Annotated in this window: 10 protein-coding genes; all 10 read right to left on the reverse strand. The window is 49.6% G+C overall.

What is annotated here, in order from left to right; translation table 11 throughout:
- Window positions 1-167: 167 nt before the first annotated feature.
- Complete coding sequence (gene waaA / locus ACO0LE_RS12995) at window positions 168-1448, reverse strand: lipid IV(A) 3-deoxy-D-manno-octulosonic acid transferase (protein WP_422960776.1); 1281 nt, start codon at window positions 1446-1448, stop codon at window positions 168-170.
- A 12-nt stretch (window positions 1449-1460) separates the two neighbouring features.
- Entirely contained in the window at window positions 1461-2366 is a 906-nt protein-coding gene (locus ACO0LE_RS13000) for a DMT family transporter (RefSeq protein ID WP_422960819.1), read from the reverse strand.
- A 170-nt stretch (window positions 2367-2536) separates the two neighbouring features.
- Window positions 2537-3538: a lipopolysaccharide heptosyltransferase I gene (gene waaC, locus ACO0LE_RS13005; RefSeq protein WP_422960777.1), complete on the reverse strand. Its 1002-nt coding sequence runs from the start codon at window positions 3536-3538 to the stop codon at window positions 2537-2539.
- Window positions 3539-3785: 247 nt separating this feature from the next.
- Window positions 3786-5162, reverse strand: a complete 1377-nt coding sequence (locus ACO0LE_RS13010; protein ID WP_422960778.1) for a phosphomannomutase/phosphoglucomutase — start codon at window positions 5160-5162, stop codon at window positions 3786-3788.
- 16 nt (window positions 5163-5178) lie between these two features.
- Window positions 5179-7116, reverse strand: coding sequence for a polysaccharide biosynthesis protein (locus ACO0LE_RS13015; RefSeq protein WP_422960779.1), 1938 nt, complete (start codon window positions 7114-7116; stop codon window positions 5179-5181).
- 84 nt (window positions 7117-7200) lie between these two features.
- Entirely contained in the window at window positions 7201-7761 is a 561-nt protein-coding gene (locus ACO0LE_RS13020) for a sugar transferase (RefSeq protein ID WP_422960780.1), read from the reverse strand.
- A 19-nt stretch (window positions 7762-7780) separates the two neighbouring features.
- The gene (locus ACO0LE_RS13025; protein WP_422960781.1) at window positions 7781-8770 is read right to left on the reverse strand and encodes a UDP-glucose 4-epimerase family protein; all 990 of its coding nucleotides are present in this window, start codon (window positions 8768-8770) and stop codon (window positions 7781-7783) included.
- A 4-nt stretch (window positions 8771-8774) separates the two neighbouring features.
- The gene (locus ACO0LE_RS13030; protein WP_422960782.1) at window positions 8775-9575 is read right to left on the reverse strand and encodes a hypothetical protein; all 801 of its coding nucleotides are present in this window, start codon (window positions 9573-9575) and stop codon (window positions 8775-8777) included.
- 94 nt (window positions 9576-9669) lie between these two features.
- Window positions 9670-10605, reverse strand: coding sequence for a glycosyltransferase family 2 protein (locus ACO0LE_RS13035; RefSeq protein ID WP_422960783.1), 936 nt, complete (start codon window positions 10603-10605; stop codon window positions 9670-9672).
- Between the two features lie 33 nt (window positions 10606-10638).
- On the reverse strand, window positions 10639-11931 hold the full coding sequence (locus ACO0LE_RS13040; RefSeq protein WP_422960784.1) for a flippase: 1293 nt from the start codon (window positions 11929-11931) through the stop codon (window positions 10639-10641).
- Window positions 11932-11945 lie beyond the last annotated feature (14 nt).

An 11945-nucleotide genomic window follows, 5' to 3' on the forward strand; every position in this document is an offset into this window, starting at 1 on the left:
AACGCAATAAATTAGTAAAAAGGCAGGAAATTTTCAAACAGAGGATTCATTATAAACCTCCGTTCCGAGTTTGCCTTGATACCCCTCAAGAAAGGCAAAAGGCGCGAATTGTAGTGTAGCTTTTGGTGATTGTCACTAGGTATAGTGTGTTTAGTGTTGTAGCGTGATCAGGCTGTCTTGATGATCTTTTCCAGCATGTGCATGGTTCTGGACGTTGCACCCTGATGTTGCAGAAAGAAGGCGTGTGCATTTTGCCCCATCGATGCCCGCGTTGCCGGTTGATCCAGTAAGGCCCAGGCTTGTGCAAAAAGCTGGTCTGGATTGGCGACGCGTAATGCTGCTTGTGCAGTGATGGCTTGTTCGGTGATTTCAGAAAAATTAAACGTGTACGGCCCCGTCATCACCGGCTTTGCCATTGCGCAGGCCTCAATCAGATTATGACCGCCAAGATTCACCAGACTGCCGCCGACAAAGGCCAGATCGCAGGCGGCGTAATACATGTACATCTCACCCATACTATCACCCAGAACAACGTCAACCGACGAAGGCAAAGGATTCTCGCCAGCGTCCAGATCCATGACCGAGCGACGTACGAAGCTCAAGCCATGTTGGGTCAGCATCGCTGCGACCTGGTCAAAGCGCTGCGGATGACGTGGCGTGAGTACGAGCAGGGTATTTGCTTTGCGGTACGCGACAAACGCATTCAGCAGTAATTCTTCTTCGCCATCGCGGGTGCTCGCACATAAGAAAATTTGCCGGTCACCCAACCAGTGCCGCAAGCGTGCGCCGCGTTCCGCCATATGTTCCGGCGGTGTTACGTCAAACTTCATATTGCCGGTCACCCCCAGCTGATTCACACCCAGACTTTTTAAACGCTCTGCATCGGGACCGGATTGCGCTGCTACGCAGGTAATCGCACTGGCCGCAGGCAAAATCAGGGAAGATAGCTTCAGGGCTTTTTTTAATGACTTGTCAGAGAGCCGCGCATTGACTAAGGCGACGGGCACGCCAAATTGCTTGCATTGCGCGACCAGATTTGGCCAGACTTCGGTTTCTATCAAGGCGCACAAGGAGGGCGAATAATGACGCAGAAAGCGTTTGACCATCCAGTTAATATCGTAAGGCACAAATACCTGCGTAATCCGGTTCGAGACATCGGCAAACAGCAGCGCACCAGTAGCCCGACCCGTTGGCGTCATATGGCTGAGTATCAGATGATGCTGCGGATAGCGCCGCAGTAGAGCGCGTATTAGAGGTTCGGCAGCGCGCGTCTCACCGGCAGATACCGCATGCACCCAGAGCGTTTTTTGATGGGAATAGACAGGATAAAATCCCAGGCGTTCGCTAATGTGCTGACGATAACCAGGCTCTTGGCTACCACGTATCCATAGCCTTAGCAGGACGAGGGGCAGGGACAAACTCCAGACAAATGAATATAAAAGGCGCATGGCGGCAGAGTATCAGTTTCGACGAAAATTGACCAACACAATGCCGGTCAGCACCAGTGTCGCCCCCATCACAAAGCGCGGACTGATGGGATCATGCAAAAACACAACGCCCGCAGCGACACCAAATAAGGGGGTTAAAAAAGAGAATACCGATAAGCGCGATGCCAGATAGCGGCGCAGCAACCAGAACCAGGTCAGGTAGCTGATAAATGCAATCACAACCGACTGAAATAAAAGATTGATCCAGATATGGGCATCCCAGGCGTGCAACTGAAAATCACCTTTCGCTGCCGAAAACAGAAGCAGCAATACTGCCGCACCTGTCAGCTGATACAGCAAGGTCGTGGTCGGCTGTGCCTCGGATAGTTTGGAGCGACGTATCACAACCGTCGTTGCTGCCCATAAGATGCCGCCTAAAATACCTAGCGCATCACCAATCAGCATATCGCCGAGATCATGTGCATTGGTTTGAAATGCGGCTGAAAAAGCAATTGCCACGCCAATAAATGCCGAGATGATACCCTGCCACTGGCTGGTTTGCATGCGCTCTGCTGGTATCAGCCAATGTAAGCCCATTACCGTAAAAATCGGTGCGGTGTACAGAAACACCGACATATGCGAAGCCGAAGTGTAGTTCAATCCGATAGAGATACACATGAACTCGACCGCGAACAACACGCCAGCGGCAATGCCTGGAAGCAGACTGCCATCGCGTAGGGAAAATGGAATGCGGCGCACCCCTATCAAGAGCATGACGAGCATTGCAGCGATAGCAGAGCGCAGACCCAGTTGCATGCTGGAGCTGAGTATAGGCGCAGCGAGCTTAATCGCTACTTGCTGCAAGCCCCAGCAAATACAGAGCACGATCATGATCGCGACAGCAAGGCCGTCAAGATTTTTACGAGTGGAAGTCATCAGAAGCGAGGAAAAACTTCCTCTTTGGAAACGAAGGCAAGGGTGGAATATACCTTAAAAAGAGACTGTGCTGATGACGGGGAGGTGAAATCAGTGACACAAAATCTCAGTTAGCTGATCGGGCTTGATCGGCTACGCTTTCATTTGAGGGTTCTGTGATGGCGCGCGTCAATTTAAGTCGACACAGTTTTACTCAGTAAGGCTTGCACAGCCAGCTCCACCTCGGCAGCACTGGCAGGCTGCCCCTTATCTCCCAGGTTCACAATCTGATCTGACCAGTTGCCTTCGGTTTTCCAGCGTGGTGAATCGCAATAAATCTCGATGGTCGATGTTTCGTAAGCAGCAGCAATATGGGTCAGTCCGGTATCAACGCCAATGGCAATGCGCGCGGCTTGAGCGAGGATGATGGCGTCTTGCATGGAGAGTTGCGGTAGTACGGTGGCGTCGGGTATTTGTGCTGCCATCTGTTCCGCTTCGGCTTTTTCTGTCGCGTTACCCCAGGGAAGTAAGATAGGCAGATTTGCTGCCTGCAAGGTCTTAGCAAGGTGTATCCAGTTTTCTCTTGCCCATTTTTTTGAGGCGCCAGCAGTACCGTGGAAGAACACGGCATACGGCTGATCTGGCATCCACGCCGGTCGGGTTTGCGATGGGCTATACAACTGGCGCAGGCCAAAACTGGCTGGAGTGTTGACGGTGTAGTCGCCGGCATGTGCTGCGACCAGGCGACCGCGCAAGACGGCATGGGTACGTGGATCGACCGCTACGCTGGCAGTGTGAAAAATGCGGGAAATACCCTCATAGCCTGATCCTTCTGTGCCATTCGCAAGGCCGACTTTCTTGCCCGTTGGTGCGATCTTTGCCATGCCCATGATGATGCCGGTTTTGAGCAAACCTTGCGTATCAAGTACCAGATCGTATTCCTGAGCGCGTAACTGATGGATAAAATCACGAATCTCCTGACGCGTCGGTTTGCTCATCAGGGTCTTGCGCCAGCGGCGTAATGCAAACGGAAAAACCTGTTGTACACCGAGGTTGAGTCTCACCAGATGCACATAGGCTTCTTCGACGACCCAGTCGATTTGAGCGTCGGGGAAGTGGCGCAGCAGATCGTTCACAATCGGCATATTGTGCAGGACATCGCCTAGCGATGAGACGCGGATGAGCAGGATTTTCACAGCAATAAGATCGCTTGTTGAGAGGGTTTTTTCATATACTCCCCCTACTTATGATAAAAATAGGCCTTTATCCGCTTATCTTTATTAGGGGTGTGAAAAATACTACCTAGGAGTATATCTTCATCCGGAGCGGGGGAGATGACTCTTTCATTGACGCTCTTATTGCTGTGCAAATTTCAGTGCAGATATTAATAAGAGCGTCGTTCTTCGTCATCGTGCGTTGCTTGTTTAGCCTTTCGCCGAGCAGTTAATATGGCAGCTGTGCATCGGGTTTTACCGCCAGCACGGCTTGTTTTAACGCCGCCTGAATACGCGCCAGTGCTGCCGGATTTTCTGCCTCGAATCGCATCACAATCACAGGTGTCGTGTTGGATGAGCGTGCCAGGCCAAAGCCGTCCGGATATTCGACGCGCAGACCATCGATGGTAATCACTTCATCGGCACCGGGGAAGTTGGCGTTCTTTTGCATCTCGGCGATGATCGCAAAATTCTCACCTTCATTGAGTTGTAATTGCAGTTCTGGCGTGCTGTCAGATTGGGGCAGGCTGTTTAATGTCGCCGTCATATCGCTGACTTTGCTGAGAATCTCCAGCAAGCGGGCACCGGCATACATGCCGTCGTCAAAGCCATACCAGCGATCTTTGAAGAAAATGTGACCGCTCATTTCGCCACCGAGCGGTGAGCCGGTTTCACGCAATTTTGCTTTGACCAGTGAGTGGCCTGTTTTCCACATCAGCGGCACACCGCCGCGTGCTTTGACCCAGGCAGAAATATGACGTGTGCATTTGACGTCATACAAAATTTGCGCGCCGGGGTTACGTGTCAGGACGTCTTCTGCGAACAACATCAGTTGACGGTCCGGATAAATGATTTGACCATCTTTGGTCACCACCCCGAGTCTGTCGCCATCGCCGTCGAACGCTAGACCGATTTCGGCATCGCTGTTTTGCAAAGCACGGATCAGGTCTTGCAGGTTTTCCGGATGTGCCGGATCGGGATGATGGTTAGGGAAATTACCATCGACTTCGCAGAACAATTCGGTCACTTCGCATCCCATACCACGATACAGTTCGCCAGCGAATGCACCTGCCACGCCATTGCCGCAATCAATCGCGATCTTGATCGGACGCACGAGTTTGACGTCACCGATGATGCGTTGCAGATAGGCCGCCTTGATGCCATGCGTCTGATAAGTACCACTGCCTTGTTTGAAATCTTTATTCAAGATGGTCTGATACAAAGCCTGAATCGCATCGCCATAAATTGCTTCGCCAGCCAGCACCATTTTGAAGCCGTTGTAGTCCGGCGGATTGTGACTGCCCGTGACCATGATGCCGGATGCAGCACCTAAGGTATTCGTGCCGAAGTACACCATGGGTGTGGCAACAATACCGAGGTCAATGACGTTGACACCGGTTGCTTGCAGACCGCTTGCCAGAGCTTTGATCAGGTCAGGACCGGACAAGCGGCCATCGCGTCCGATGATTACGGTTTGTTCGCCTTTCGCCAGCGCTGCGCTACCGAAGGCTTGACCGATCAGGTAGGCGACATCGGCGTCCAGAGTTTTGCCAATAATGCCGCGGATGTCATAGGCTTTAAAAATGCTGGGGGAGAGTAGAGACATAATAGCTTCCATTACTTTATTGAATCGATTCGGGCCGGTGCGGCTTGGGCGGATTTTGTTTAACCTGGGCCCGCCATAAAAAATCTTCGATACCGCATTGTGGTTCGTATTCTGCCACTATTTTTAGCAAGAGAGTACGGACTTCTTCGTAGTTAAATTCTGTGCAGGCGATATCAAGCTGTTGCAGCAAGACGTGCAGTTCGGGCCAGGGGATTTCTTTTTCCTGCGCGCGCATAATCAGCGGATGAGTAGTACGCTCGACGTTGTCGCCGATCAGCAGTTCTTCATACAGCTTTTCGCCAGGACGCAAGCCGACATGGTGGATTTCTATCGTGCCGTCAGGGGTCGCATCACATTTTACTTCGAGGCCGCTCAGATGCACCATCCGGCGTGCCAGATCGATGATGCGGACCGGCTCTCCCATGTCGAGTACGAAGACATCGCCGCCATCGTCGGCGGTCATGGCGCCCGCTTGCAACACCAGCTGTGCGGCTTCCGGGATGGTCATAAAATAACGCGTAATCTCAGGATGGGTCAGCGTGATCGGGCCGCCTTGCATGATCTGCCGGCGGAACAAGGGAACCACGGAGCCGGACGAGCCCAGCACATTTCCAAAACGTACCATGCAGAATCGGGTCGTCGTCTGTTTGCGTGCGCAGGCTTGCAGGATCAGTTCGGCCAGACGTTTGGTCGCTCCCATGACATTAGTAGGACGAACAGCCTTGTCGGTCGAAATCAGGACAAAGTTTTTGACCTGCGCCTTGATCGCGGCTTCAGCCAGACGCAGGGTGCCAAACACATTATTGCGTATGCCTTCGATTGGATTATGTTCTACCAGTGGCACATGCTTGTAGGCGGCGGCGTGATAGACCGTGTCGATCTGATAGGTTTGGAAAATTTTGTCTAGTTTTGCGCTGTCGTGAATTGAGCCGAGAAAAGGCAGAATCTCGCAAGGGGACTTCATTGCCGCGCACAAGCTGCTGAGTTCATGTTCAATCGCATACAACGCATATTCGGACATGTCGAGCAGAATCAGTTGCGCTGGTTGCTGGTTTAAAATTTGACGACATAGTTCGGAGCCGATCGATCCGCCTGCACCGCTGACCAAAACTTTTTTATCAGTGATGCAGGTTGCCAGCAAACGCGTATCTGGCTCGACCGCATCGCGGCCTAGTAAATTTTCAATCCCGACTTCCCGCACGTCCTGTACCCTGAGTTCGCCATTCACCAGACTTTTAATTGATGGTGTGACTTTGATCTTGAGCTTGTATTGTTCAAGTTCATCAAGCACTTGTTTTTGTCTCGTTTTAGAAATCGACGGCATGGCGAGCAGGATTTCTTTGATCTCGTATTGATCTATGAGTTTATGCAAGGCTTGAGCTGGGCTGACTTTAACGCCAGCGATCAGCGAGCCTTGCACATTCAGATTGTCATCAATGAAGGCAACGCAGACGTATTCATCGCTGGAACGTAAGGCGGTAGCGAGTTGCACGCCTGCTTTGCCAGCGCCGTAGATGGCGACTTTGATGGCGTCGTCATTCCGGTTGACACCCAGTAGATAAGACCGCACTAGCAAACGGCTTGCGCCAACGTATAAGATCGCCCCAGCCCAGTAGATGCCAAACACCGCACGAGACAGTGCCATGATGTGCGTCATTACACTGATGAAAGCCAAAAATAAGACGGACATGGTGACGCCGAGCACCACGATGTAAATAATTTTTTGATCAAGGTAACGGATAACCGCACGGTATAGGCCGATACGAATAAATATGGGGATAGACACCAGCGGTACAGCGACGATCAATATTGCGTAATGCGACAATACGTCGATACTTAAACCATCGTAACGCAGCCAGATCGCGAGCATAAAAGTCAGAGGCAAACACACGGTATCTGCCAGTGCGGCAATGGCTTGCTTTTTTAAACGGGGTAAAGCGAGAAGAAATTGCATGCGATTTTTATTCTTATTCGAAGTAAGGAATTTGTCCTTGCGTGTTTTTACGAGAGATCAATTGTGTATTCATTGGCTGCTAAGCTAGTGAGTAACGCCATCACGCCTGACGACTTTGTAAAAAGTGAGAAACAATATTTTGATATCGAGCCAGAACGACTGATGCTGTACATAGTAGGCATCAAGTTCGACTTTGGCAGGGATAGGTAATTCATCACGTCCGTTGATTTGCGCCCAGCCGGTCAGGCCTGGCAGGATACGGTCAACCTGACGCTCTGACCTTAGTGTAATCAAATCATCCTGATTATAAAGTGCAGGACGGGGGCCGACAAAACTCATATCGCCTTTGAGTATGCTCCATAACTGCGGTAGCTCATCTAAACTCGATTTTCTGAGAAAAGAACCGATGGGAGTCAGATACTGATCCGGATTGCTGAGCAGATGGGTTGCTACCGCCGGCGTATCAATACGCATACTGCGGAATTTAGGCATTTTAAAAATGCGATTATAGCGACCGACGCGATTAGACCAATACACGATCGGTCCCGGCGAGCTAAGCCGTACGCAGATGGCCGTCAGTACGATAGGGACAAATAAGATGCTGGCGGCAATCAAGGCCAGAAAAAGATCAAATGCACGTTTCAAAAAATATCCTTCATATTGTTCAGGCGCTGTTTGATGGTTGTTTCAGTGCCGCCGCTGTTGCCTGCAAGCCTTGCTGCACCGTACAGGGTGGTGTCCAGTCGAGTAAGCGCTGCGCTTTGCTGATGTCGACTTGTAAAGACCCGCATAAACGTTCAGCGACAGACTGTTTCCCCACGATTCTGGCTGCCAGCATCAACCCGCCTGGCGGGAACGGGAATAAGCGCGACGGCACCTGTAAAGCGCTTGCACAGTATTTTAATAGCTGGGCAGTAGATAAGTCCTGTCCATCGGACACCAAAAATACTTCTTGCATCGCTTTCGGATGGTCGATGCAGGTCAGGATCAGACTCACCAGATTATCCAGACAGACAAAGCTGCGGCGGTTATCCACGCTGGCGAGCGGTAAGGGAAATCCCTTTTTAACCCAGCGCAGCATACTCAAAAAATTCGCCTTCACACCCGGACCATAAACTAGCGGCGGACGAATGATGGTAATCCCCATACCCGTTTCACGACCAAGCGCCAGCAGTGCTTGCTCTGCCTCATGTTTTGAGATGCCGTATGCATCTTCAGGATGAGGGGCGCTATCTTCGCTAAATGGCAAGCCTTTGGCAGTCGCTTCGCCGTTGACCTTCACTGAACTAATAAAAATAAATTGCCGGACGCCTGCAGCAGCAGCCTGCCGCGCCAGATTCAGCGTAGCATCAACATTCACTTCCCTAAACAAGGCTAGAGGATCGGCAGCCGTCTCGTTCATGACGTGGACACGAGCGGCGCAGTGGATGATATGAGTGATTCCTGCTAAGAGCGAATTCCAGTCGCTAGATTTTCCTGTATCAGTTACTTGTGCGAACTTGAAACGAGCGTCCTTAGCCATTGGTGAATCGACTTGATGCATGACTGGTTGGCGACTCACACACAAGACATCACAAGCTCGTTGCTGAAGTGCCTTTCCTATCGCTTTCCCGACAAAACCTGTGGCTCCCGTTAATAAGATTGTTTGATTCATAGCCTTACTTCGTGGTGACAGGAGCGGACGTGGGCATAACTCGTCTGTAGACAAAATAACGACGTGACAAAAATCTTAAAAAGCTGCTGAGAAACCAGTACGCATGTTGAGATATCAGGTTGCGGTTTTTATGTGCAGCTAGATGGACTGCACTGAATTGTGGATAAAATAAAACTTTTTTACCCAACAACTGGGACGAGCGGTAACAAATATCAACGTCTTCAAAATACATGAAGTAAGCTGTATCGAAGCCCTTCAGTTTCTCATAGTGCGCAGCCTCAAATGCTAAAAATGCACCAGATGCCCAATCAACAGTAGACGGCATAAGAAAAGTTTTTTTATCATAATTTTTTGTGAGCGAACGTGCCGTAGTCATTTTCCATAACGATCCTAAGTTTGGAAATTGCCGCACGTTTGCATCGGGAGTGCGATGCTCTGGATCTTTAAAGAGGTCAATCGTAGCGATGGGGCAGGCATCACTTTTCATGCGATGGACCAGTTCAATGAGTATGTCACGACTGGTGCTAATGTCGGGATTCATCACAATAAAATAGTCGGCAGCAGAAAAATGTGCCTCTGAACGGACTAGATCAAACAGAAAATTATTATTCTCACCAAAGCCCATGCCCGGCGACTTGCTGGTGTAATGCACGCCTTGTTGTTCACAGTAGCGTTTGAGTTCAGCGGATGGTTTATTGTCTTTTAGCCAGATGGTGATTTCTGCAGAATTGTTGATTAAGCCGCCAAGCTGGCTGTCAATCAGAAGTTTTTCATGGCCATGACTGACAATGGCGACATGGATCATGTGGCTAGCTCCGGCCACGTCTCGTCATGAGATGTCTGATGAATAGGCATAATAAAAAAGGTAGATGTCTGATGTATTGCTCGCGCAGCAAAGATTAGGGTTGGTAGGCGCCGTTTTTATTTTTCAGGCCAGACCAAATACCTTTGCACATCATTTTGAATTGGGTGAAGCGTTTGTTTTCATAAAACAAACTGACAAATAGCCTTAATACCAGACCGGTAACAAGGCGTTTTTTCCATGCGTAAGAAACATAAGGTTTTTTACATAACAGCAGCGTATTTCGGAAGTAGTAATACCGTCTAAGTGCTGAGTAATGAAAAAAGTTTAAATGAAAAATGCGGACAGGCGGCGCATCTGATAGAGCATGTCCCATTTGTACGTCGGTAGAACCAAATAGCTGATAGCCCTTGTCGCGTGCTCTGAAGCACCATTCTGTATCGGTGTAATCGACGAACATACCGTCGTCATAACGCAGGCTGTCTAACCACGCATCGGTTCGGATTAGCATGCCGGAAGTGATCAGTACATCGACCTCGACGTTCCCGCAACCCGTGTTATCGGGTTCTGATGGCATGATGGCGGTAATACCTCTTTTTTCCTCTTTGTAAAAAGGAAAATAAATTTGATTGGCTTCTCTCCGGTCGAAGAAAGTAGGGCCAACTGCAGCGCATTTGATACCGCGTGCCTGCAATGTCTGGTGTTGTAGCAATAAGGCGGCGATCAGATTGCTGGGAGGTGCGCTATCTTGATCAAAAGTCGCCACATACGTCGCACCGCTGCGGCTCGCCGCATCAAATCCAGTATTGAGTGCGTAACCGAGGCCGTAGTTTTTGTCTAGCTTGATATGCTGGCAACTAGGGATAGCATTGAAGTCAATTCCTTCGCACCCGCCATTGTCTACCAGATAGAGGTGATCAACCTGCCCATTCAGATTACGCAATAAGGCTTGCAGTATCTCTGTCTCAGGGAAAAAACCAACAACCACTGCGGCGATGACAGGTGTTACCGAATTTGATTGTAAGTATGTCATCTTATGCCGCCGATACTAGTTATGCCAGTAATACTAATTTTTCGTAAGAGACCGTTTTACCGCGAAATGCAAAAGTAACCAATCAATGCTGACACGAATAGTCCAAGCTAATGCGGCACCAATTAAACCATATTCTGTCGCAAGTACATATAGCACAGCAACATATACAACTAATTCCAATAAATGAAACTGTGCTGTTAGTTTTGTACGACCTTGTGCATGTAGCAACGTATGTGGCACTAATGCAGTGCCATTCAGAAATGTACCAGTTGTCAGGATAAATGTAATGGGCAGTGCAGCAATTGCGAATTCCGGCGATAACCAGATACTTAACGCAGGATAAGCAAGGAGCGCTGTAGCAATACACAATCCTGCCATGATAAGCGCCATACGCTTGTAATTTTGATGGTAGCAAGCCTCTAATTCTTTGGCGGTCGTGATTGTCGCAAACAGGGGTAAAAGCGCGCCACAAATCGCCATTGGTACGATGAGCATGCGCATTAATCCTTCCTGTGGAATGGAGTATACGGACAGTTTGTCTGCACCAACCATAGCACTCACAAAAAAACGATCGCCAAAAACCATCAGGGGACTGATGATGCTTGATACCGTTACCCATAGTCCATATGACATCAGGCTGCGCATACGTGTTGCAAGATGAGTCTGATCAGTAGCAACCGATGCAATCGTCTGCTTACCTGGAGAAATTAAAAATTCGCGTAATTGAAAAAAACTGCTCGCTACTACCAGCAGGCGCGCGATAACGAGATATAGCGCAATTTGCCAAAGACCTGGTCCGTGCAGATAGATGGAGATTGCAGGCAAGATGAACAGACAAAATCCAAGGAAGATTTTATTCAGGTTTGATGCACGGAAACGATCCATTCCTTCAAGTGCGCCGCGTAATCCGCTAGTGACTGTGGTAGGTATGACGCCGATGGCGGCAATCTGAAAAGCGAGTTGTGAATCATGTTGCCACGGCACGCTAATTTTCAACCAGCTTTGGGCCAGAAAAGGTGCGAGCACAAACATGATCAGCGTGCCTAGTAGTCCGGTCAATGCAGTCAGTAGCAAACCTGCTCTGAGCACGTCTGGAATGGCTTGTTCGTGATTACCGGAAATTAAACGACTTATCTCATAAGTCAGTGCCCGTCCAGCGCCAAAATCGAACAAACTAAAATAGCCGATTAGGGCCCAGATCAAGGTTAATACACCGAATGCTTCTGCCCCCAGATGACGTAACGTGTAAGGGATACAAGCCGCAGCTGCTAGCAATGGCAAGCCATTGCCAACCAGATTCCAAATAGTGTTGCGCTTGAGTGACATTAAATCAGTGTCAC

Origin of the sequence: Undibacterium sp. Xuan67W (assembly GCF_049340165.1) — a bacterium.
Taxonomy (GTDB): Bacteria; Pseudomonadota; Gammaproteobacteria; order Burkholderiales; family Burkholderiaceae_D; genus Undibacterium.

Excerpts from the sequence above, each read along its gene's own strand:
- ACO0LE_RS13025 (WP_422960781.1), bottom strand. The coding sequence starts at position 8,770 with ATGAATCAAACAATCTTATTAACGGGAGCCACAGGTTTTGTCGGGAAA.
- waaA (WP_422960776.1), bottom strand. The coding sequence starts at position 1,448 with ATGCGCCTTTTATATTCATTTGTCTGGAGTTTGTCCCTGCCCCTCGTC.
- ACO0LE_RS13015 (WP_422960779.1), bottom strand. The coding sequence starts at position 7,116 with ATGCAATTTCTTCTCGCTTTACCCCGTTTAAAAAAGCAAGCCATTGCC.
- ACO0LE_RS13040 (WP_422960784.1), bottom strand. The coding sequence starts at position 11,931 with ATGTCACTCAAGCGCAACACTATTTGGAATCTGGTTGGCAATGGCTTG.
- ACO0LE_RS13010 (WP_422960778.1), bottom strand. The coding sequence starts at position 5,162 with ATGTCTCTACTCTCCCCCAGCATTTTTAAAGCCTATGACATCCGCGGC.
- ACO0LE_RS13035 (WP_422960783.1), bottom strand. The coding sequence starts at position 10,605 with ATGACATACTTACAATCAAATTCGGTAACACCTGTCATCGCCGCAGTG.
- ACO0LE_RS13030 (WP_422960782.1), bottom strand. The coding sequence starts at position 9,575 with ATGATCCATGTCGCCATTGTCAGTCATGGCCATGAAAAACTTCTGATT.